The sequence below is a fragment of the Nocardia sp. NPDC050697 genome (genome assembly GCF_040654395.1).
Lineage (GTDB): Bacteria > Actinomycetota > Actinomycetes > Mycobacteriales > Mycobacteriaceae > Nocardia.
On the sequence record NZ_JBFAHY010000009.1, the window covers coordinates 223,907 to 245,523 of the forward strand.

Below are 21,617 nucleotides of genomic sequence, written 5' to 3' on the forward strand. Positions count from 1 at the left end.
CCGGTTACTCGTCGTCGTCGCGGTCGCTCTTGTACGGGTCCGGGTCGCCGGCCGGGCTGGCATTCGCGGCTACCCTGGCCACCGCGTCGTCCTGCTCCTTGGCGCGAGCGAGCAGCTCCTCCATCTCGCGCGCGGCGTCCGGCACGGTGTCGAGCACGAAGGCCAGCGTCGGGGTGAACTTGACCCCGGTGCCCGCGCCCACCTTCGAGCGCAGCACCCCCTTGGCCTTCTCCAGCCCGGCCGCGGCCTCGGTGTAATCCGGCTCCGCGTCGAGGGTTTCGCCGCGCACCGTGTAGTAGACGGTGGCGTCGCGCAGATCACCGGTGACCTTCGCGTCGGTGACGGTGATGAAACGCAGACGCGGGTCCTTGATCTCGTACTCGATCGCGGTCGCCACGATCGCGGAGATCCGCTTCGCCAGCCGGCGTGCCCTGGCCTGATCCACCATGGCCGATTCCTCCTGTCCTGATATCGGAACGGCGTCGGCGGAGGACGTTCTCAGTCCTCCGGTCCGAAGATGCGGCGGCGCACCGCCAGCAACTCTAGCTCCGGACGCGCGGCCACGTGCCGCTCACAACGGTCGAGGACCGTCGTCAATTGATCCATTCCCGCGCTCACCATCGCCACACCCAGCTGGGAGCGGCGATGGAGATCGTGGTCCCCGCCCTCGGCGGCACTCACCCCGAAGCGCTGCAGCTCGGCCAGGACCGGCCGGATCACCTTGCGCTTCTCCTTGAGCGAGTGCACATCCCCGAGCAGGATGTCGAATTCGAGTGCACCGAGGTACACGCTCACCTCCGAGTAGGGCGCGCGAGGGCGCCCCGGCCCGGGGGCCGGAGCGCCGTCACGCTGCCGAGCGTCAGTCGCGCGGCTTCTCGCGCAGCTCGTACGCCTCGATGATGTCGCCGTCCTTGATATCGGAGTAGGTGACGGTCATACCGCATTCGAAGCCCTCGCGGACCTCGGTCGCGTCGTCCTTCTCCCGGCGCAGCGAGGCGATGGTCATGGTCTCCACGATCACCACGTTGTCCCGCAGCAGGCGCGCCTTGGCATTCCGCTTGACCGAGCCGGAGAGCACCATGCAGCCGGCGATATTGCCGAACTTCGAGGAGCGGAAGATCTGCCTGATCTCGGCGCGACCCAGCTCGACCTCCTCGTAGATCGGCTTGAGCAGGCCCTTGAGCGCCTTCTCGATCTCGTCGATCGCCTGGTAGATCACCGAGTAGTAGCGGATGTCGACGCCCTCGCGGTTGGCCAGCTCGGTGGCCTTGCCCTCCGCGCGGACGTTGAAGCCGATGATGATCGCGTTCGAGGCGGACGCCAGGTTGACGTTCGTCTCGGTGACGCCACCGACACCGCGGTCGATGATCCGCAGCCGGACCTCGTCGCCGAGGTCGATCTGCAGCAGCGCCTCCTCCAGCGCCTCGACGGTGCCGGAGTTGTCGCCCTTCAGGATCAGGTTGAGCTCGCTGGTCTCCTTCAGCGCGGCATCCAGATCCTCCAGGCTGATCCGCTTGCGGCTGCGGGCCTGCAGCGCGTTGCGCTTGCGGGCATTGCGCCGGTCGGCGATCTGCCTGGCGATCCGGTCCTCGTCCACCACGAGCAGGTTGTCACCCGCGCCCGGCACCGAGGTGAAGCCGATGACCTGCACCGGCCGCGAGGGCAGTGCGGCGTCGACGTCGTCGCCGTGCTCGTCCACCATGCGGCGGACGCGGCCGTAGGCGTCGCCGGCCACGATCGAGTCGCCGACCCGCAGCGTGCCGCGCTGGATCAGCACGGTGGCCACCGGGCCGCGGCCGCGGTCGAGGTGCGCCTCGATGGCGACACCCTGCGCGTCCTGCTCCGGGTTGGCCCGCAGGTCGAGCGCCGCGTCCGCGGTGAGCAGCACGGCCTCCAGCAGCGCGTCGATGTTCGTGCCCTGCTTGGCGGAGATGTCGACGAACATGGTGTCGCCGCCGTACTCCTCGGCCACCAGGTTGTACTCGGTGAGCTGCTGCCGGATCTTCTCCGGGTTCGCGCCCTCCTTGTCGATCTTGTTCACCGCCACCACGATCGGCACGTCGGCCGCCTGGGCGTGGTTGATCGCCTCCACCGTCTGCGGCATGACGCCGTCGTCCGCCGCGACCACGAGGATCGCGATGTCGGTGGCCTTCGCGCCGCGGGCACGCATGGCGGTGAACGCCTCGTGGCCCGGGGTGTCGATGAAGGTGATCAGCCGGTCGGTGTCGTTCAGGTGCGTGAGCACCTGGTAGGCGCCGATGTGCTGGGTGATGCCGCCGGCCTCGCCCTCGCGGACGTTGGCCTTGCGGACGGTGTCGAGCAGGCGGGTCTTGCCGTGGTCGACGTGGCCCATGACGGTGACCACCGGCGGCCGCTGCTCGAGGTCGCCCTCGTCGCCCTCGTCCTCGCCGTAGGTGAGGTCGAAGCTCTCCAGCAGCTCGCGGTCCTCGTCCTCCGGGCTGACCACCTGGACGACGTAGTTCATCTCGCCGCCGAGCAGCTCGAGCGTCTCGTCGTTCACCGACTGGGTCGCGGTGACCATCTCGCCGAGGTTGAACAGCGCCTGCACCAGGGCAGCGGGGTTCGCGTCGATCTTCTCCGCGAAGTCCGAGAGCGAGGCACCGCGGGCGAGCCGGATGGTCTCGCCGTTGCCGCGCGGCAGCCGCACGCCGCCGACGGCGGGCGCCTGCATCGAATCGTATTCCTGGCGCTTCTGCCGCTTCGACTTGCGACCGCGCCGGGGCGCGCCACCGGGACGGCCGAAGGCACCCGCGGCGCCGCCGCGGCCACCGGGACCACCCGGACGGCCACCGCCGCCACCGGGACGGCCGCGGAAACCGCCACCGGCGGGAGCACCCGTACCACCGGGAGCACCGGTACCGCCGCCGCCACCGCGGTAGCCGCCGCCACCGCCGCCGCCACCGGGACGACCGCCGCCACCGGGCGCGCCGCCGGGACGACCGCCACCGGGACGACCGGCGCCGCCCGGACCACCGGGACGCGCCGCACGCTGCGGCATCGCACCCGGGTTCGGGCGCGGCGGCATCGAGCCGGGGCTCGGCCGCGGGCCACCCGGACGGGGGCCACCGGGGCCGGCCGCGGCGGCCGGACGCGGCGCGCCACCCGGAGCCGGACCCGGCCGCGGCCCCGGACGGGGGCCGCCGGGACCCGGCGCCGGACGCGGCGCGGGCCGCTCCCGATCGGGCGCGGAGGAGAAGGGGTTGTTACCGACGCGCGGCGGCTTCGGCCCGGGCTTGGGGCCACCGGGGCGGGGGCCACCGGCCTGCGGGCCCGCGGGCCGCTGCTGCGGCTGACCGGGACGCTGCTGCTGCTGGGGCTGCTGCTGGCCGGGCCGTTGCTGCTGGCCGGGGCGCTGCTGCTCGCCGGGGCGCGGGCCACCGGGCGCGGGGCGCTGACCGGCCGGTGCGGACGGGGCCGACGGCGCGGCCGCGGCGGGTGCCGGTGCGGCCGGACGGGCCGGACCCGGCTTCGCGGCGGGACCGGGACGCGGGGCGTCGCCGGGGCGCTGCGCCGGGGCGCTGCCGGGCTGCGGGGCTGCCGCGGCGGCGCCGTTGCTCTCCTGCGCGGGCGCCGGGGTGCCATTGCGCTCGGGGCCGCGATCGGACGGGGTACGGGGGCCGGGGCGGGGGCCGCCACCGGGGGTGGGACGCGCGCCGGGCCTGGCCGCGCTGTCGCCGCCGGAGCGCGCTCCGGACTCGCCGCCGGGGCGGGCCCCGGACCTGGCGCCGTTCGACGACTTGCTCGAGAACGACTCACGCAGCCTGCGGGCGACGGGAGCTTCCACCGTCGACGACGCGGACTTCACGAACTCGCCCTGCTCCTTGAGCGTTGCGAGTAGTTGCTTGCTGGTGACACCGAGTTCCTTGGCCAACTCGTGCACGCGGGCCTTGCCTGCCACTGCTCTCCTCTACTGAGAGGTCGAGCAGCTCCACCGTTCCTGGGGACGGCGGCCCGCACGACCTCGGATTATCTCCGATGGACGATCATCGTTGGTACTTCACGGTGTGCTCATGAGTGCTCGTGCCTGTTCTCGAGGTGATGCTCCAGGGCTGAGATATCCAGATGTCCGGACACTCGTAGTGCTCTGCCGAACGCCCGGCGCTTGTGCGCCGCGCTCAGACAAGCCGATACGGGGTGCAGCCAGGCACCCCGTCCGGGAAGTCTGTGCCGTGGATCCGGGACGACCGCGGGAAGACCGTCTCCGGCTTCCTCCACTCGCACCACGATCCGCAACAGATCGGCGGCCATCTCGCGTTTCCGGCACCCGATACATGTCCGGACCGGCCCCGCGAGCTGAACCTTCTTCCATGATACCGCTGCCGGGGCCGGATGATCGAACCGCTCCCCCCCGATCGATTCGGTCAACTCCGGTTGGCCTCGCTGCGCACCCCGTCGCCGACCTCGGGAGCGGCGTCGCTGCGGATGTCGATCCGCCAGCCGGTGAGCCGCGCGGCGAGCCGGGCATTCTGCCCTTCCTTGCCGATGGCCAGCGACAACTGGAAGTCCGGCACCACCACGCGGGCCGCGCGGGCATCCGGGTCGACCACTGTGACCGAAACCACCTTCGACGGCGAGAGCGCGTTGCCGACGAAGGAGGCCGGGTCCTCGGCGTAGTCGATGATGTCGATCTTCTCGCCGGCCAGCTCGCTCATGACATTGCGCACCCGCTGCCCCATCGGGCCGATGCAGGCGCCCTTGGCGTTCACCCCGGAGACGGTGCTGCGGACCGCGATCTTGGAGCGGTGCCCGGCCTCGCGGGCCACCGCGACGATCTCCACCGAGCCGTCCGCGATCTCCGGCACCTCCAGCGCGAAGAGCCTGCGCACCAGATTGGGGTGGGTGCGGGAGAGCGTGATCTGCGGGCCGCGCTGGCCGCGGGAGACCCCGACCACGTAGCACTTGATCCGGTCGCCGTGCTCGTAGTGCTCGCCCGGCACCTGCTCGGCGGGCGGGATGAGCCCCTCGGTGCCGTTCACCTCGCTGCCGATCCGGACCACGATGGTGCCCCTGGCATTGGCCCTGGCGTCGCGCTGCACCACGCCGCCGACGATGTCGCCCTCGTGCGTGGCGAACTCGCCGAAGGACTTCTCGTTCTCCGCGTCGCGGAGCCGCTGCAGCACCACCTGCCTGGCGGTGGTGGCGGCGATCCGGCCGAACCCCTCCGGGGTGTCGTCCCACTCGGAGAGCACGTTCCCGTCGGCGTCCACCTCGCGCGCCATCACCCGGACCACGCCGGTCTTCTGGTTGATGTCGATGTAGGCGTCGGGCTGGTGCCCGTCGGTGTGCCGGTAGGCGGTGAGCAGCGCCTGCTCGATCGCCGCGATCACCGTCTCGATGGAGATGCCCTTGTCGGTGACGATGGCGCGCAGAGCTTCGATCTCGATGTTCATTCCACGATCCCTTCGGTCTGCGGCTCGGTGGTACCGACGGACGACGGCTCGTCGCCGGGTAGCGGGGTCGCGCTCTCGGTGCGCGGGTCGGGGCGGCCGGGGGCGACGCCGCCGGCCAGCTCCAGCTCGGCCGCACCGGGGGCGTTGAACTCCACCTGCACCACGGCCTCGGCGATCTCGGCCAGCGGCACGGTGACCCGGTGCGGGTTGCGCCTGCCGCCGAGCACCAGCGCGATCGACCCGCCGGTGAGCGCGCCGACGCGGGCCTCGAAGCGGCTGCCGACCCCCGGCTCCGGGGGCGGGGCGCCGGTGCGCAGCGTGATCCGCGCCTTGCGGCCGCGCGCGCGGCGCCAGTGCCGCTCCGCGTCCAGCGGGCGCTCCACGCCGGGGGTGGTGACCTCGAGCAGGTAGGCGGCCTCGCCGAAATCGCCCGTTTCGTCCAGCAGCCCGGAGAGGTCGGTGCTGAGCTCCGCGACGGTGTCCAGGTCGGTGGCGGCGTCCCGGTCGACCACGATGGTGATCTTCGCCTGCCCGCTGCGGCCGCCCGCGATCGTGACCCCCTCCAGATCGAAACCTCGGCCCTCGACGAGGCCAGCGACAAGCTGGCTCACCCTCTCCTCGGTCGGCAACGGCATGTGGGCGGCTCCTGGTTCAGTTGTCAGCGGGTCGGAAGTTCCTGTGCCGAGGGTCCAGCGTAACGCGCCTCCCGAGGCCGGAGCGCAATCCGCTGGTCGGCGGGGTACCCCGGGCGGCGAGCCGGAGCGAACTCCGGGCATCCGGGATGCGACGGAGCCGCCACCCCGGGCGGGGCGGCGGCTCCGGTCGGCTCTGGGGTCAGAGCGCCGCTTCGATGGCGGCGGTGACCTCGGCGGCGTCCGGGGTGGTGCGCGGCCGGAAACGGCCCACGACCTTGCCCTCGCGGTCGATCAGGAACTTCTCGAAGTTCCACTGGATATCGCCCGCGGTGCCGTCGGCGTCCGGGGTCTCGGTGAGCGTCCGGTACAGCTCGTGCCGCTCGTCGCCGTTCACGTCGGTCTTCTCCAGCAGCGGGAAGTCGACGCCGTAGGTGGTGGAGCAGAACTCCTGGATCTCCTCGGCGCTGCCCGGCTCCTGGCCCATGAACTGGTTGCAGGGCACCCCGATGACGGTGAAGCCGCGCGGGCCGTATTGCTTCTGCAGCTCGACCAGGGCGCTGTACTGCGGCGTCAGGCCGCATTTGCTGGCGACGTTCACCACGAGGGCGGCGCGGTCACCGGCCACGTCGGCCAGGGTGGCCGGCTCGCCCGCCAGCGTGCGCACCGGTACGTCTCGAATGCTCATTCGTCTCGGACCTGCCGTTCTTCGTAGTGCCCCGCCCCGGCGCCACGCTACCGGACCCGGTTGAACCCGTTCCGCGCGGACAACTTTGGGGCCCGGGTTCCGATGCCGGGGTGGTCACCGCGGTCTGGCACGATGGGGCGCGTGCCGAACCGCCCTCCCGCGTCCCGACCCGTGGTCGATCGCCGCACCGCCCTGCGCGCCGGGGCCGGTGCCGCCGCGGGGCTGCTGCTGCTCGGCGCTGCCGCCGGCTGCGCGAGCGACCCGGTGCACGATCCGGACCAGCTGGCCGGGCAGGAGGAGCGGGCCCGCGTGGACGCCGCCGCGGCCACCGCCATGGCGGCCACCGAACCCGCCCGCGCCAGGGCCCTGGCCACGGTCGCGGCCGAGCGCACCGCGCACGCCGACGCGCTGCGCGCCGAGATCGCCCGGGTGGTCGGCAGCTACGGCGACGGCACGACCCCGGTGCACCGCACCCGCGAGGCGCTCCCCGCCGAGCCCACCGCCGATCCCATCACCGGCGCCACCGGCACCGCCGCCGCGCCCCCGACCGTGCAGCAGCTGCGCGACCGGCTCACCCGTTCCCGCCGCTCGGCGGCCGACCTGGCGCGCACCCAGACCGGGTACCGGGCCGGGCTGCTCGCCTCGATCAGCGCGGCCTGCGCCGCGCACGCGGAGGTACTGCTCGCATGACACCCGACCAGGAGGCGCTGAGCACCGCGCTGGAGGCCGAGTACGCCGCCGTCTACGCCTACGGGATCATCGCCGCGTACGCCGCGGACGAGCGCTACACCGTCTTCGCCGAGCACGCCGCCGCGCACCGCGCCCGCCGGGACGCCACCGTCGACGCGCTCGCCGCGACCGGGCTCACCCCGCCCGCGCCGAGCGCCGCCTACACCGCGCCCTTCCCCGTCACCGATCCGGTGGCGGCGGCCCGGCTCGCGGTCGCCGTCGAGACGGATACCGCCGTGGCCTGGCGCTCCGTGGTCGAGAAGGGGACCACCCCCGAGGTGCGCACCACCGGGGTGGACGGGCTCACCGAGGCCACGCTGCGGTTGGCGACCTGGCAGAGCATTCTCGGCGCTGAGCCCCCGACGGTCGCCTTCCCCGGCGCGGTCTGAATCAGCCGCGGACCCGCGCGACCACGGCCGCCACGGCCTCGGTGGCCGGGATCTCTTCCGCTTCCCCGCTGAACCGGTCGCGCAGCTCGACGACGCCCTGCGCCCAGCCCCGCCCGATGACCAGCACCAGCGGCATCCCGAGCAGCTCGGCGTCCTTGAACTTCACCCCCGGCGAGGCGGTGCGATCGTCGAAGAGCACCTCGAGCCCGGCGGCATCCAGCCCCGCCACGACCTCCTCGGCCCCGTCCCGCGCGGCCCCGTCCTTGTTGGCGATCACCACGTGCACGTCGTACGGCGCGACGGCGGCGGGCCAGCGCAGCCCCTTCTCGTCGTGCTGCTGCTCGGCGATCACCGCGACCATGCGCGAGACCCCGACCCCGTACGAGCCCATGACCAGCCGCACCGGCTTGCCGTTCTCCCCGAGCACGTCCACCTCGAACGCGTCGGTGTACTTGTAGCCCAGCTGGAAGATGTGCCCGATCTCGATGCCGCGCGCGGTCACCAGCGTCCCGCGCCCGTCCGGCGCCGGATCCCCGTCCCGCACCTCGGCCGCCTCGATGGTGCCGTCCGGCGTGAAGTCGCGCCCCGCCACCAGCCCGACCACGTGCCTGCCCGGCGCGTCCGCCCCGGTGATCCAGCTGGTGCCGGTCCCGACCCGCGGATCGACCAGGTACCGAATCCCATTGCGCTGCAACCCACGCGGCCCGATGTACCCCTTCACCAGGAACGGGTTCGCGGCGAAGTCGGCCTCGTCGAGCAGCTCGAACTCGGCGGGCTCCAGCGCGGCGCCGAGCCGCTTGCCGTCCACCTCGCGGTCGCCCGGGACGCCGATCCCGACGATCTCGGTCTTCCCGTCCGGATGCCGCAGCTTGACCATGACGTTCTTGAGCGTGTCGCCCGCGGTCACCGCCCCGATCCCCGCGCCGTTCGCCCACTCCACCAGCGCCGCGATGGTCGGCGTGTCCGGGGTGTCGTGCTCGACCGCCTCCGGCAGCCCCTCGATCGGCAGCGGCTCCGGCGCCGGCGTCACCACCGCCTCCACATTCGCCGCGTACCCCGACTCCGAGCGCACGTAGGTGTCCTCACCGACCTCGCTCTCGGCCAGGAACTCCTCCGACGCGCTGCCGCCCATGGCCCCCGAGGTGGCGGCCACGATGGCGTACTTCACCCCGAGCCGCTCGAAGATCCGCTGGTACGCCTCGCGATGCGCCGCGTAGCTGGCCTTCAGCCCCGCCTCGTCCAGGTCGAAGGAGTACGAGTCCTTCATGACGAATTCGCGCCCGCGCAGAATGCCCGCGCGCGGCCGCTCCTCGTCCCGGTACTTGGTCTGGATCTGGTACAGCGTGACCGGCAGGTCCTTGTACGAGTTGTACTCACCCTTCACGGTGAGCGCGAAGAGCTCCTCGTGCGTGGGCCCGAGCAGGTAGTCCGCGCCCTTGCGGTCGCGCAGCCGGAAGAGCGCGTCGCCGTACTCGGTCCACCGCTTGGTCGCCTCGTAGGGCTCGCGCGGCAGCAGCGCGGGCAGCGAGATCTCCTGCGCCCCGATGCCGTTCATCTCCTCGCGCACCACATCCTCGACCCGGCGCAGCACCTTCAGCCCCAGCGGTAGCCAGGAATACACGCCCGGTGCGATCCGGCGGACGTAGCCCGCGCGCACGAGCAGTTTGTGGCTGGGCACCTCGGCATCGGCCGGGTCGTCGCGCAGGGTACGCAGGAAGAGGCGGGAGAGGCGGGTGATCACGGTTGCACAGGGTAGTCCGTGCTGGTCCGGCGCTGACCGGGGGTGTCAGGCCATCGGCCCCCGCGGCGGGGCCGGTCGGTCCGTGCGATCGAAGCGCCGACGCTGCCTGACCCCGTAGGCGGCCGCGCGCACGGCCTCGTCGTCCTCCATGCCCGATCCCAGCGCACCGCCGAGCGTGGCGACGGCGGCGACCAGCCAGGCCATCAGCAGCAGCGTCGTCAGGTCCGCCGGTCTGCCGGTGTTCTCGGTGACCATCTGCGGCGGGATCGTCCACCAGGCGGTCAGCAGCAGCAGGGCGAAGAGCGCGGCGTGGAAGATGATGACGCCGATCGTCAGGGTGATCACCGTCGATGCGTTGTACAGCACCGCGCGCTCGCGTTCGCCGCTTCCGTGCGGGCGTTCCCACAGCCTGTGCTCGATGATGAGCCAGGCGATCAGCGCCAGGATCGCCAGCACGGTCGTCGTGCTCAATCGCCACGGCCCCATGGTGGCCGACAGCTGCCACATCGTCGGATAGGCCAGGCTCACAGCGCCGGTCGCGAAGGCCGCCATCATCACCTTCGACATGCCGGTCACCAATCGCCACGGCCGGTTGGCATAGACCATGCCCGCGAGCAGCCGCAGCCGGGACAGCGCCGACGGCCCGAGGTAGTGGACGACATCCCCGTCCTGCACCCGGTGCGTCCGCGTCGCCGGAGCGTGCGGCTGCCCGGAGCGGCTCGTCACCTCGCCCACGACGGTGCGCGCCAGCTCCCGGACCCGGCGCTCGATGAACGCGCCGCCAAGCCCCGGGATGGAGATCACCGCGAAGCGGTCGGAGAGGCCGATGTCGGCCAGCACCGGCGTCGTTCCCTGGCGCCGGGGCAGGTCGGTGAGGTAGATGACGAGATCCTCGGTCTCGCCACCCGGATCGACGGCGCCGACCACCTCCGCGAACTCGGTGTGCTCGTCGATCGGATAGGCGTGACATCGCACCGACACGTCCCAGCCCCGGTCCGCGCGGTGCTCGGCGTGCTGCGAATCCGCGAGCGCTTCGGACAGATGCTCGGCGATCGCCTCCGGCGCCCCGGGATCGGCGATCAACAGAATGGACGGCTGTTCCCCTACCATGGGCGCCGCCTACCCTCGCCTCCCGCGGACAAACCGCGCCGGACCGCGCATCCGCCGGTGGCAGGCGACGAGGAGTTTCCCGGCTGAACTACCGTTACCGCTCGTGCTGGTGCTGCTGCCCCCCTCCGAAACCAAGTCCGATGGCGGGCGCGGCGGCCCGCTCGACCTCGGCTCGCTCTCGCTGACCGCGCTCACCCCGGTCCGAGCGCAACTGCTCGACGCGGTCGAGAAGCTGGCCGCCGACCCCGCGACGGCCGCCGCCGTACTCGGGCTCGGCAAATCGGCGGAGGCGGAGATCGCCCGCAATGCCACCGTCCGCACCTCCGCCACCCGGCCCGCGCTGGAGCGCTACACCGGCGTCCTCTACGACGCACTGGACGCCCGCTCCTTCACCCGCGCGCAGAAGGCCAAGGCGCTGCAGCGGCTCGCCGTCGGCTCCGCGCTCTTCGGCGTGGTCCGCGCGGGCGACCCGATCCCCGCCTACCGCCTCTCCGGCGGCACCCGCCTCCCCGGACTGCCCACCCTGCCCGCGCTCTGGAAGGACACGCTCACCCCCGCGCTCCGCGCCGAAGCCGCGGGCGGTTTGGTCGTCGACCTGCGCTCCGGCAGCTATCAGGCGCTCGGCCCGGTCCCCGGCGCGGTCACCGCCACCGTGCTCACCGAGCAGCCGGACGGCAGCCGGACCGTGGTGAGCCACTTCAACAAGCACCACAAGGGGCTGCTCGCTCGCGCGCTCGTTCTCACCCGCGCGGACCCGTCGGATGTGCGCGGGGTCGGCCGGATCGCCGCCAAGGCCGGGCTGCGCGTCGAGGTCGCATCCCCCACCGAACTCCTCGTCCTCACCTGAAAAATCAGTCGCGCATGGCCTTGCCGCTCCCGTAGCGTCGTGTCCGCACCGGGGGGGCGAAAGACGGTGCGAGGCAACGATTCGGGGAGGTGGACCATGACGAAGCTCAATCAGATCATCGCCGTCGAGAAGGGCGTGAAGAGCGGTTCGGCGCGCGAACTGGCCGAGGCCAGGGCGCTGCTGCAGAAGCAGGCGCTGCTCGCCGGCATCGCCCGCACGTACCAGCCCAAGGACGAAGAGGGGGAACAGCTTCCGGCCGAGTCCACCCGCGTCCAGGTGACCTCCGAGGAGGTGCTGCGCCGCACCGCGGCCACCCTCACCCGGCTCTTCGACGTCACCGCGACCAAGGACTGGGCGAACACCACCGCCACCGCCGACATCACCGTCGACGGCGAGGTGCTGCTCGCCCAGGTGCCGGTCTCGTACCTGCTCTTCCTGGAGAAGCAGCTGGCCGAGCTGCACCAGTTCGTCAAGGCGCTGCCGGTGCTCGACGCCGCCGAGTCCTGGTCCTTCGACGACTCCACCGACACCTGGCGCACCGACGCCGTGCGCACCATCCGCACCCGGAAGGTGCCGCGCAACCACGTCAAGGCGGAGGCGACGGAGAAGCACCCGGCGCAGGTCGAGGTGTACTACGAGGACATCGCGGTCGGCTACTGGACCACGGTCTAGTTCCCTAAGAGGGAGTACTGTCTGACCTGCGCATTTGCGCATCAAAAGCCGCTGACCAGGCGCTTCAACGGTGGGTGCGATCTAGGTCACAGTGCACCGTACCGGGATGGGGCCGGTGCAAGATGGCAAACCCCGGAGGGGTGCGGCAGCCCGTATCTCATTCCGCCGATTTCGCACGCTCCGATCTGTCGGGTTCGCTCGGGTTGTGGTGGTTCGGAGTCCCTGACCCTGTGGTCCGCGCCCGGGGTGCCCGCCCGCAGCGGAGCGAGGACGGAGCACCCTGGGCGGCGCGGCTTTGCCGCGCCTTGATCCTGTAGAGAATAATTCGGCAATTCTTTTCTGCTCTTCTACTCACATCCGGTTCCTATCCTTCTTCCTCCTCTTCTTTTTCTTCTTTGATACTCCGGTTTCCACTCATTTACTCTCCACTTACAGCCCATCAACTTTGCGCCTCCTCGCGATTTCTCCGCGCATGATCAGAGTGCGACGGACGAGCATCGCGCTCGGCAGGCACCCCTTGGCACGGGACCCGCAGGTTTCGGAGGTCCCCGAATCCGGCCACTGACCGACCCTCTCGGCATGGACGGGTGTCTGATCGCGCGTACCCTGGACGATATGACGGCCGAGCTGGGACAGCGTTTGAAGTCCGTGCGGAAGCGCCGGGCTCTGACGCAGAAGGAACTTGCGCAGCTATCAGGGCTGAGTGTGCAGCGGATTCAGCAACTGGAGCAGCTGGAGAACCAGGGCGTCCGATTGGCGACCCTGCGCAAACTTGCGATCGCGTTGGGGGTCCGCACTTCGGTTCTGCAACCGGGCGGTGCGACAGACACCGAACATGCGAATCCTGCAACTGAAAGTCTCTGGGAGCCCGTACGCCGTGCGCTGGTAGCCCCAGGAGAGGTCAGCCGGGATGAGGACGAACCGCCGTCCATCGAGGATGTAGAGACTTCGTATCGCGCCCTAGCACCGCTTGTGGAGGCGTACCGATATCGCGACATCGCGGCGGTGCTTCCTGGCTTGCTCGCGGACGCTAGGAACCTCGATGACAAGGGGCGCGCGATTCGAGCGCGTCTCCTGAGTCTGGCGGCGTTTCTGCTCGTGTCGAACCGTCAGTTCGATACCGCCGCGCTGACCGTGGATCAGGCCGTGGACATCGCCCCCGAACAGGAGATCGCTGTGGGGGCCGTGAACTCTCTGGTGTGGTCGCATCTACGGCAAGGCAACCTCGACGCCGCGCGAGAGCTGGCAGTCAAGTGGGCAGATGATCTCGAGCCCCCTCGATTCTCGAAGGCTTCGCCCACTCACCTTGCCGCCTGGGGACGGTTCTGGATGTACTTGGCCCACATCGGAGTTCGTGACAACTCGCCGGGTGGCACTGCGGACGCTCTGGCTCTTGCCCGTGCTGCGGCCGTGCGGATCGGTAGTGAGATCGTCTACGACCGGGTGCCCAATCGAACGTTCGGACCTGTCACGGTCGCGCAGGCGAGCGTGGAATGTGCCGTGATCACGGAGGAGCCCGCTCGAGCCTTGGCTATTGCAGAAAGTCTGCCCGCCGCTCTGTCGGCGAACACGGGTAATCGGCTACGGCACCGACTCGACGTAGCCAACGCTCATACCCAGTTGCGGCAGTACGGCGAAGCGATCGGAACCCTACGCGAGGTTCGCGCGACAGCGCCGGAGTGGCTGGCTCAGCAGCGTTACGCGCGGGACATCCTCGGGACAGTAGTGAGCGAACGTCGCACACTCACTGACGAGATGCGTGATCTCGCCGATTTCGTGAGCCTCGAATACTGATGCGCTACAACGGGTCTCAAGCAAACTAGGCGTTCCTGCTCACTCGGTTCGGTTGTCCTATACCTGATTCGCCCTCCCTCTGAAAATCTGATGTTGGTCCCGCCGCCGGGTTGACCTGGTCCCCGGCGGTAGGGGCCGATCATCGAATCAGGAGGGGAAGTTGTGCCCGAATTGCCCAAGAGAACATCGAATGTGACTCCGCGTGCGTCTGGGCGGGGTGGGCCGCTGGAGGCGTTGGCGCGGCTGCATCTGCTCTACCGGCTGCTAGAGGGGTTGCGGGAGCTGGATCGGTCGGGGGTGAGTGTATGAGCCCGGCTCGGTCGTCGGCCCCGTTCGTGACCAGGTTCGATGGCGGTCAGGCGGTGCGCTGGTTCGATGACTTCGGCGTGTTGCGGCTGGTCTCGGTGGCGGCGGGGAACGGGACTGTGCGGGAGTTTCCCGGCTTGCCGAGTTTGGCGGGTGGTCTGGCGCTGGGGATGCCCGCGGACTTGATTCAGGGCGTGATGTCGCATTGGGCGAGTGCGCGTGAGTTGTCGCGTGGGCCGTGGATCTATGCGTCTCAGACCACGGTGCTCACGTTCGAGCCTTCGGACGGCTCGTTGCGGAGCGTGGATTGCCCTGGCGCGGCGTGTCTGGTCCGGGCGCGGATCACCGAGGGCCGGTTGGTCAGGCACGAGAACCCGACGACGTTCGCCGAGTGCGGTTGGAGCGGGATTCGGATCGTCGACGATGTGGCGACACCGATCCGGCGGGGTGCGTGATGACGGCTCTGTCGAGGGAAGAGCGGGCGGCAGTCGCGCGGGAGAAGGCGTCGGGGTACGGGTGGCAGGTCCGTGCTCGGAAGAGTCCGCCGTGGGGGTGGGAGCTGGTCGACGCAGGCGGAAAGGTGCTCGAGTCTGGGGCGCTGATCGATGTCGAGTTGGCGATCACGCGAGCGGGGTCGGCGTGAGCGGGTTGGCGGGGTGGAGTCTGGCGATCGGTCTTCCGCTGCTGGTGTTGCTCATGGTTCTGCTGTTTCCGAGCAAGTACCCATAGCGGGGCTGGCTGTTCTCTATCTCGTTTCCCGGTACCGGCCCCGTTGTGGGGTCTGCGGGGGTCGGCGTGCGCCGGGGGCATGCCGACCTTCCGGGATTTTGCAATTCGATTCTGTTGTCTTGCTTCGTTTTTCGCGCGCTCTGGAAAGGGGTGTTTGTGGTGACCGGTGGGGACGCTTGGGAGGTTGCCGGTTTTGATGTCAATCGCGCTCAGAGTGCGCGGGTGTATAACCGGCTGCTCGGCGGCAAGGACAATTACCACATGGACCAGCACGCGGCCGAGAAGATGGAGCGGGTGTTTCCGTCGGTGGCTCAGGCTGCGCGTGCGAATCGGAATTTCATGGTCGACGTGACTCGATATCTGGCCGAGGTCGGGGTTGTTCAGTTCCTCGATATCGGCGTGGGCATTCCGGAGAAGCCGAATCTGCACGAGGTGGCCCAGGAGGTGCACCCGGCGGCGCGGGTGGTCCATGTCGATCACGATGTGGTGGTGCTCGCTCACGCTCGCGCGCTGTTGTGCGGGACCGAGCAGGGGCGGGTGGAAGTCCTCGAGGCCGATGCCCGCGACCCTGCCGCGATGATGAAGACCGTGCGGGAATCGGGGGTGCTGGATTTCTCGCAGCCGGTGGCGGTGTCGCTGATCGGGATTCTCCCGTTGCTCGGTGAGGGTGATGAGTCATACGCGATCGTGGACACGATTGCCGGTGAGCTGGCGGCGGGGTCGTATCTGAGCGCAACCCACCTCACCGACGATTTCAGCGCGGAGGCGGTCGGCGCGGCGGTGGAGGTGTGCGCTGAGCACGGGATCGATGTCCGGGCACGCACGCGGGAGGAGTTCGCCCGCTTCTTCGAGGGCCGGGAGCTGATCGCGCCGGGAATCACCACGCCGAACCGCTGGCATCCTCGCGCCGGTTCGGTGCCGTCTCCGGAGACTGACCCGGAGCACGCGGACAGGGTGTCAGTCACGCTCCAGAAGCGCCGCGATGCTCGGATCTCTCTCTACGCCGGAGTCGCCCGCATTCGCTGACCCTCTCTCGGACCTCGCTCCCTTGAAACCCTCGCAGGGTGGGCGGCACGCAGCCCCCGGACCGACCCGATGTCGGCCGGGGGTTTCGTGTGCGTGGGGTACGGTACCGATCGGAGAGCGGTGCTGAGGTACTGAATTACTACCCTCAGTAATTTATTCGCCCCCCCATACTGCCTGGTAGAGAGCGAATTAGACACATTCGCCAGAGTGATATCTTACCATTCGGTAAGATGATTCTGGTCACAACGTATCCTGGGTTTATAGGGTCAACCTATTTCACTCGGTCTGTTTTATCCTTCGGGTCACGGTATTGATGATTCAGGCCATCGCCGCTGTTCAGAGGATTGTGCCGACCGTCCATTTCCTGACCTCTCGCGGTGCAGTGTGGGGGTCGGCGGATTGCCGGGGTCCTAATTCACCGGTAAATCGGTGAATGAGAACCCTTGCTTTGTCGTTTGCGGCGGGGACGATAGATAGCGAAGTTCGATCATCACCGTCGCTGCGGTTCCCGGCTTTCGGGTAGGCGGAGGTGGCAGGACTGCCGGACCGATCGGGCGGTCTCGGCACGGGTAGCCTGAAAGGTTGGCCCGATGCCAGGCCGGGAAGGTCTCGCGCCCTCGGTGTTTCACCGATTCCACACAGCGAGTGTGGGACCGGATAGCGATCACCGACGGAGCAGCGAGACTGGCCCTGGTAGCGGATCAACGGCAAGAACCGATCACCCCCACAGCAAGGAAGGAGACGATGACGGACCACCGAAACGACTGACCGGCAATACGTCCGGTGGCTGCCCCCTCGCGCCAACGAGGGGACAGCCCGCGAACGAACCAAGCACGCCAAGGCATAAGGGCCGGAAACCCTGCCAAGCGTGAGACCCCTGCTCCATTCGTGAGCAGAAACCGGAGGCTCCTGCTGTGTTCATCGTAGATTACTCCCCCACGCTGGGTGCCTTTGCGCCCGAAATGATGCCGAGTTCACAGGCTCGCCCCTGGTGTGTCGGCTGGCTTTCGTTGCCTGAGTGTGTCGGCTGCGGTGGAGGTCGTGGGCCTCCCGCTGGGCTGATCCGCCCCGATTCGCGCACGGAGCGCTCCCGCATCGTGCGGGTCATTCAAGCACTGAACCCATCTTCTGAAGTGAGGTACATCGTGGAGCGTTTGACTCCCGAAGAACGTAAGCGGCTGCTCGATAAGCGGCGTAGGCATCGGTTCCCGATCGAGTTCGCGGCGTACTTCCCGCGCGGGCTCTACCAGGTCGGGCCGGTGGAGATCAAGCGGCCCTACTCCGATGACCGCAACCGCGTGCTGCCGCAGGAACATGACGAGCAGACGGGGGTGCTGGTGTGGCAGATCACCGTGACCGATCCGCTGCTCGAGCGAAACAAGGCGAGTTTCCCGGTGCTGATCCTGTCCGACACCGAGCCGGTGCCGCTAATGGCTGCTGATGCCGATCCGGATATGTACAGGGTCGCGCTGACCGGGATGACCGTGCAGCCCCGATTGATGACCTCGGGGCTGAACAAGAGTCTCGGCTGGGCGTTCTGGGCGACCGGTTACGTCCCGCTGCCGGGCACCTCGCCCACCCCGCCCGCCTCGCCCGCTTCGGGCAAGTCCTCGGGTCCGGCGTCCGCGTCGGGCTCCGGCTCGGGCTCGGCGAGCAAGACGTCCTGAGCGGCCGGGACATGCCTTCCATCGGCCGAGACCGTCACCGAGCGTTGCGGCGTTCACGCGGTCTCGGCCGGTGGGGGCACCCCGCTCGACCTTCACACGAGAAGGGAAATCGAATGTGCTGCGTGACAACAGATTTCGCAGTTCAACCAAGAGAGGAAAGGAAGGTGGCCGCTGATGGCACGTACAGCGGACTATGAGAAGCCCCCGGCGGGCAACACCTTGTTCGACGGTATTGCCGAGCAGTTCATGGAGTTGCTGATCCTGCTGCTCCGTTTGGCCCTGGTCGTGCTGTGGTGGGCGGTGTTGTTCCCGATGCTGACGTTACCGCTGGTCGCGGCCGGTGCGGCGTGGTGGTATCTGGGCTGGCCGGCCGGAACCGCGGTCGTGGTCGGCTCGGTAGCGGCGTGGGTGCTGTGGTGGGCTTGGTGGCCGGGGAGCTGGCGGCGCTGGGTGTGGGGCCGGATGCGGTCGCGCTGGCTGGCATGGAAGCGGTACCGGGCACCTTGGGATTCGCTGACCGCGCTGGCGGGGCTGAATGCGGTCCTGAACACTCAGGTGCTCACTCCGGCGCTGGCGAAAGTGTCGATCGGGGACGTTGCCGATGAGCTGCTGATCAAGATGGTCGGCGGGCAGACCGTCGCCCACTGGGCCAAGCAAACCGACGCCCTACGCAACGCCTTCGGCGCGATCGGGGTCCGGGTCCGCACCGCCACGAAATCCGGGTTCGTGCGCCTCGAGGTCATCCACACCGACATCCTCACCGAGCCGATTCCGCTGCCCCGCGTGAAGGCGAAAACCTGCGATCTGACATCGCTGGAGGTCGGCGTGACCGAGCTGGGTGCGCCGTGGCGGATCAAGCTGCTCGGCAATCAGATCCTGGTCGCGGGCATGATGGGCGCGGGTAAGGGGTCGGTGGTGTGGTCGTTGATCGCCGCGCTCGGCCCTGCGATCCAGGACGGGTCGGTGGTGTTGTGGGTGATCGACCCGAAGGGTGGTGCCGAGTTCGGGGCCGCGCGTAAGTGGTTCGCCCGGTTCGCCTACGACAACGGGGAGCAGGCGTTATCGATCTTCAAGGACGCCGCCGAGCTGGTCCAGGCGCGCGGGCAGGTCTACATGGACCGGTTCGCCCGCAAGCTCACCCCGAGTCCGGCTGAGCCGCTGGTGTTGGTGATCGTGGACGAGGCGGCGAGCCTGACCGCCTACTACTCCGATCGCAAGCTCAAGGACGCGATCTTGCGCTACATGGGGATCGTGCTCACCCAGTCCCGCGCAATGGCGATCCCTGTCGTGGGCTGCCTGCAAGACCCCAGCAAGGACGTGCTCGAACAGCGCCAGCTCTACCCGTACCGGATCGGGCTGCGTATGGCCGAGCCGACGCAACCGAACATGGTGTTCGGCCAGACCGGGCGCGATCGTGGCGCGCTGTGCGACGAGATTCCCGAGGACACCCCTGGCGTCGGCTACGTCGAACACGAGTCCTCGACCGACATCGTGCGTGTGCGGGCCTACTGGGTGGACGACGAGGATATCCGGTGGATCATGCGCACCTACCCGCCCGCCGACCGTGGCGACGGCCGCGACACCTCGGGTAAACCACTGCTCGGCTGATGCCGACATCCGCGACACAGACACCCTCTGATCCTCTGCGGCGCACACTGAGCGCTTTCAAAAATGCACTGACACAACATATTTGAGCGCGGACAAGCGCATATTCTTGATAACTTCCCCGGCGCGATACGAGCGCCCCACTGACTTCCTCTCCTGACTTCCCGGCGCGACGCGAGCGCCCCCGGACGCTGAACCGGCAGCGGTCCACATCTCTCTAATTCTGATCCGGCACAACGGCTATCAGCCGCTTTCCAGCTCGACCCTCGGCGCGGCATCGGCTCTCCTCTGGGCCGGTGCCGCGCCTCCCCCGCGACGGAACAGGAGAACCCCCCTATGGTCGGCCACGATGCCCGGCTGGTCCTGCCACCCACGGTCAAGGCGAGCGAGGAGGAGTTGCGGCGCAATCTGCCCGACTTCGACGACATCGCGCTGTCGCTGGCCGAGAAGAACGGCGTGTGTGTGCGCCCGATGGTGCTCAAACGCATCGACACCACCACCGGACGCCACGAGTTCATCCCCGTGCCCTGCGGCGCGACCCTGGAATCGGTGTGCCGCCCGTGCGCGCGCAAGTCACAGCGGCTGCGGATGATGCAATGCCGGGAAGGCTGGCACCTGGACACCGAACCCGACACCGCCCCGCGCGCCCCGCACCCCGATCAGGAACACCTGATCGCCTACCGTGCCGATCTACTCGGCGAATACACCGAAGCTGTTGAGGAACAACGAAACTCGGATAGGTCCGAGCTGGCGGCCGAAATCGCATGGGTCGATACCGAACTCTCAACGCTGGGTATGCGTGGTAAGACACCCCCACTGCCCGACCCCGGTTCTGACCACGACGACGGAGACGGCGACCCGGACGAACCGGCGGCGCGGCGGCACCGCTCCACCCGGCGGCGTGACGATGTAACCGACCTGCCGCGCCAGCCCGTGGATAAGTCCCGCAGCATCGGGCGTGAGTACGCGGGCCGGTTCCGGCCTTCCATGTTCATCACCCTCACCCTCGACTCCTACGGCCCGGTCCACCGCGACGACGGGACACCCCTCGATCCCGACCGCTACGACTACGCGCGGGCGGCCTGGGACGCGGTGAGCTTCGCCGCGCTGGTGGATCGCTGGATTCAGAACCTTCGCCGGGTCATCGGCTGGGAAATCCAGTACTTCGCCGCCGTCGAGCCCCAACGCCGGGGTGCCCCGCATATCCACCTCGCCCTGCGCGGCACCGTCCCGCGTGAGGTGATCCGGGAAGTGACTCGGGCGACCTACCGCAATATCTGGTGGCCGACCCCGGACCGGGTCGTCTACGGGCGAGACGACGCCCGGCCGGTCTGGGACCACGATTCGGCCACGTTCCTCGACCCCGACACCCGCGAACCCTTGCCGTCCTGGGATGAGGCCGTGGACGCCATCGGCGACGACGACAATCCGGCGCACGTGGCCCGCTTCGGGGTGCAGGTGCACTACAAGGGCATCCTTGCCGGGACGCCGGAAGCCGACCGCCATATCGGCTACCTGTGCAAGTACCTCACGAAATCGGTGGGCGAAACCCTCGAAGGCGCGTCACCGCGCCAGCACGCCCACTACGACCGATTACACCAGGCGCTCTGCGCGACCCCGTGCAGCCCGCGGTGCGCTGTCTGGCTCGCCTACGGCATCGTTCCCAAGGGCGCCACGCGGCGGATGGAACCCGGCCGGTGCAAGGGCCGTGCGCATCGCCGGTCGACGCTCGGGCTGCCGGGGCGGCGGGTGCTGTGCTCGAAGCGCTGGACCGGGAAGACCCTCGGGGACCACAAAGCCGACCGGGCCGCGTTCGTGCGCGGGGTCCTGGCCGCGATCGGCATCGACAAACCCGCACCCGACCCGAACCGGTTCACCTGGTCCACCATCGCCCCTGGAACCCGCATCCCGTCCCGGTCCCGTCTGCTGCTGGCCGCGATCAAGGAACGCACCGCGTGGCGGCTCGAATACGACCGTGCCCTGTCCGCCATAGCCGACCCGCCGCCACCACCCCCGATTTGTTCGGCAATCGGGGGTTCGGCTGATCCTGGGCGTGGAGATGTGTGATGGGGCAGCGGCCACGGACAGAAGGACCCCGACAGCGCGTCTGGAGCGCCGATGAGCTTGCCTACCTGGACGAGGTACAGCAACGGCTCTCCGGGCCGCTGACGGCCGATCAGCTGGCGGTACTGCGCCGATGGTGGGAAGGCGCGCGCCGCGTCCGGCAATCGGGTACGGACGCCGGTACGAGTTCCGCTGAATCGGCCGGCC

The 21,617-nt window shown here is 69.3% G+C and carries 19 protein-coding genes; 10 read left to right on the forward strand and 9 right to left on the reverse strand.

Features of this window, described 5'->3' with window-relative positions; translation table 11 throughout:
- Window positions 1-4: 4 nt before the first annotated feature.
- From rbfA to AB0H71_RS28160, 7 genes are all read right to left on the reverse strand, one after another.
- Window positions 5-448 (reverse strand): 30S ribosome-binding factor RbfA, encoded by a 444-nt coding sequence (gene rbfA / locus AB0H71_RS28130; protein WP_357026754.1) that lies wholly within the window; start codon window positions 446-448, stop codon window positions 5-7.
- A gap of 50 nt (window positions 449-498) precedes the next feature.
- The gene (locus tag AB0H71_RS28135; RefSeq protein ID WP_357026756.1) at window positions 499-789 is read right to left on the reverse strand and encodes a DUF503 domain-containing protein; all 291 of its coding nucleotides are present in this window, start codon (window positions 787-789) and stop codon (window positions 499-501) included.
- A gap of 70 nt (window positions 790-859) precedes the next feature.
- Window positions 860-3,919, reverse strand: a complete 3,060-nt coding sequence (gene infB, locus AB0H71_RS28140) for a translation initiation factor IF-2 (RefSeq protein ID WP_357026758.1) — start codon at window positions 3,917-3,919, stop codon at window positions 860-862.
- A gap of 110 nt (window positions 3,920-4,029) precedes the next feature.
- A complete protein-coding gene (locus AB0H71_RS28145) occupies window positions 4,030-4,269 on the reverse strand; it encodes a YlxR family protein (protein ID WP_357026760.1) in 240 nt (79 codons plus the stop codon).
- Window positions 4,270-4,382: 113 nt separating this feature from the next.
- The gene (nusA, locus tag AB0H71_RS28150) at window positions 4,383-5,411 is read right to left on the reverse strand and encodes a transcription termination factor NusA (RefSeq protein ID WP_357026762.1); all 1,029 of its coding nucleotides are present in this window, start codon (window positions 5,409-5,411) and stop codon (window positions 4,383-4,385) included.
- Complete coding sequence (gene rimP, locus AB0H71_RS28155; RefSeq protein WP_357026764.1) at window positions 5,408-6,046, reverse strand: ribosome maturation factor RimP; 639 nt, start codon at window positions 6,044-6,046, stop codon at window positions 5,408-5,410. Before rimP ends, nusA begins: the two co-directional genes overlap by 4 nt.
- 199 nt (window positions 6,047-6,245) lie before the next feature.
- Window positions 6,246-6,731: a glutathione peroxidase gene (locus AB0H71_RS28160; protein WP_357026766.1), complete on the reverse strand. Its 486-nt coding sequence runs from the start codon at window positions 6,729-6,731 to the stop codon at window positions 6,246-6,248.
- Between the two features lie 132 nt (window positions 6,732-6,863).
- On the opposite strand from AB0H71_RS28160, the gene AB0H71_RS28165 reads away from it, so the two are divergent.
- Both AB0H71_RS28165 and AB0H71_RS28170 read left to right on the forward strand, forming a co-directional pair.
- The gene (locus AB0H71_RS28165) at window positions 6,864-7,421 is read left to right on the forward strand and encodes a hypothetical protein (RefSeq protein ID WP_357026768.1); all 558 of its coding nucleotides are present in this window, start codon (window positions 6,864-6,866) and stop codon (window positions 7,419-7,421) included.
- Window positions 7,418-7,849 carry a DUF4439 domain-containing protein gene (locus AB0H71_RS28170; RefSeq protein WP_357026770.1) on the forward strand — a complete coding sequence of 144 codons (432 nt, stop codon included), beginning with the start codon at window positions 7,418-7,420 and terminating at the stop codon, window positions 7,847-7,849. The genes AB0H71_RS28165 and AB0H71_RS28170 overlap by 4 nt, the downstream gene beginning before the upstream one ends.
- Before the next feature lies 1 nt (window position 7,850).
- Here the strand turns inward: AB0H71_RS28170 and AB0H71_RS28175 are convergent, their stop codons facing one another.
- Both AB0H71_RS28175 and AB0H71_RS28180 read right to left on the reverse strand, forming a co-directional pair.
- Window positions 7,851-9,590, reverse strand: a complete 1,740-nt coding sequence (locus AB0H71_RS28175) for a proline--tRNA ligase (protein WP_357026772.1) — start codon at window positions 9,588-9,590, stop codon at window positions 7,851-7,853.
- 45 nt (window positions 9,591-9,635) lie between these two features.
- Window positions 9,636-10,700 (reverse strand): hypothetical protein, encoded by a 1,065-nt coding sequence (locus tag AB0H71_RS28180; protein ID WP_357026774.1) that lies wholly within the window; start codon window positions 10,698-10,700, stop codon window positions 9,636-9,638.
- A 103-nt stretch (window positions 10,701-10,803) separates the two neighbouring features.
- Between AB0H71_RS28180 and yaaA the strand changes: the two genes are divergently transcribed.
- From yaaA to AB0H71_RS28220, 8 genes are all read left to right on the forward strand, one after another.
- A complete protein-coding gene (gene yaaA / locus AB0H71_RS28185; RefSeq protein ID WP_357026776.1) occupies window positions 10,804-11,547 on the forward strand; it encodes a peroxide stress protein YaaA in 744 nt (247 codons plus the stop codon).
- A gap of 96 nt (window positions 11,548-11,643) precedes the next feature.
- The gene (locus AB0H71_RS28190) at window positions 11,644-12,219 is read left to right on the forward strand and encodes a hypothetical protein (RefSeq protein WP_357026778.1); all 576 of its coding nucleotides are present in this window, start codon (window positions 11,644-11,646) and stop codon (window positions 12,217-12,219) included.
- Window positions 12,220-12,834: 615 nt separating this feature from the next.
- Window positions 12,835-14,013, forward strand: a complete 1,179-nt coding sequence (locus AB0H71_RS28195; RefSeq protein WP_357026780.1) for a helix-turn-helix transcriptional regulator — start codon at window positions 12,835-12,837, stop codon at window positions 14,011-14,013.
- A gap of 335 nt (window positions 14,014-14,348) precedes the next feature.
- Window positions 14,349-14,774 (forward strand): hypothetical protein, encoded by a 426-nt coding sequence (locus tag AB0H71_RS28200; RefSeq protein ID WP_357026782.1) that lies wholly within the window; start codon window positions 14,349-14,351, stop codon window positions 14,772-14,774.
- Between the two features lie 433 nt (window positions 14,775-15,207).
- Window positions 15,208-16,074, forward strand: a complete 867-nt coding sequence (locus AB0H71_RS28205) for an SAM-dependent methyltransferase (RefSeq protein WP_357026784.1) — start codon at window positions 15,208-15,210, stop codon at window positions 16,072-16,074.
- A gap of 1,145 nt (window positions 16,075-17,219) precedes the next feature.
- Window positions 17,220-17,741 carry a hypothetical protein gene (locus tag AB0H71_RS28210; protein ID WP_357026786.1) on the forward strand — a complete coding sequence of 174 codons (522 nt, stop codon included), beginning with the start codon at window positions 17,220-17,222 and terminating at the stop codon, window positions 17,739-17,741.
- Between the two features lie 174 nt (window positions 17,742-17,915).
- Window positions 17,916-19,349, forward strand: a complete 1,434-nt coding sequence (locus tag AB0H71_RS28215) for a cell division protein FtsK (protein ID WP_357026788.1) — start codon at window positions 17,916-17,918, stop codon at window positions 19,347-19,349.
- 333 nt (window positions 19,350-19,682) lie between these two features.
- Complete coding sequence (locus tag AB0H71_RS28220; RefSeq protein WP_357026790.1) at window positions 19,683-21,413, forward strand: replication initiator; 1,731 nt, start codon at window positions 19,683-19,685, stop codon at window positions 21,411-21,413.
- The last annotated feature ends 204 nt before the right edge of the window (window positions 21,414-21,617 follow it).

Bases quoted from the DNA above. Each gene is read 5' to 3' on its own strand.
- rbfA (WP_357026754.1), bottom strand. From the start codon at position 448: ATGGTGGATCAGGCCAGGGCACGCCGGCTGGCGAAGCGGATCTCCGCG.
- AB0H71_RS28145 (WP_357026760.1), bottom strand. From the start codon at position 4,269: ATGGCCGCCGATCTGTTGCGGATCGTGGTGCGAGTGGAGGAAGCCGGA.
- nusA (WP_357026762.1), bottom strand. From the start codon at position 5,411: ATGAACATCGAGATCGAAGCTCTGCGCGCCATCGTCACCGACAAGGGC.
- rimP (WP_357026764.1), bottom strand. From the start codon at position 6,046: ATGCCGTTGCCGACCGAGGAGAGGGTGAGCCAGCTTGTCGCTGGCCTC.
- AB0H71_RS28160 (WP_357026766.1), bottom strand. From the start codon at position 6,731: ATGAGCATTCGAGACGTACCGGTGCGCACGCTGGCGGGCGAGCCGGCC.
- AB0H71_RS28165 (WP_357026768.1), top strand. From the start codon at position 6,864: ATGGGGCGCGTGCCGAACCGCCCTCCCGCGTCCCGACCCGTGGTCGAT.
- AB0H71_RS28170 (WP_357026770.1), top strand. From the start codon at position 7,418: ATGACACCCGACCAGGAGGCGCTGAGCACCGCGCTGGAGGCCGAGTAC.
- AB0H71_RS28180 (WP_357026774.1), bottom strand. From the start codon at position 10,700: ATGGTAGGGGAACAGCCGTCCATTCTGTTGATCGCCGATCCCGGGGCG.
- AB0H71_RS28190 (WP_357026778.1), top strand. From the start codon at position 11,644: ATGACGAAGCTCAATCAGATCATCGCCGTCGAGAAGGGCGTGAAGAGC.
- AB0H71_RS28195 (WP_357026780.1), top strand. From the start codon at position 12,835: ATGACGGCCGAGCTGGGACAGCGTTTGAAGTCCGTGCGGAAGCGCCGG.
- AB0H71_RS28215 (WP_357026788.1), top strand. From the start codon at position 17,916: ATGGCACGTACAGCGGACTATGAGAAGCCCCCGGCGGGCAACACCTTG.
- AB0H71_RS28220 (WP_357026790.1), top strand. From the start codon at position 19,683: ATGGTCGGCCACGATGCCCGGCTGGTCCTGCCACCCACGGTCAAGGCG.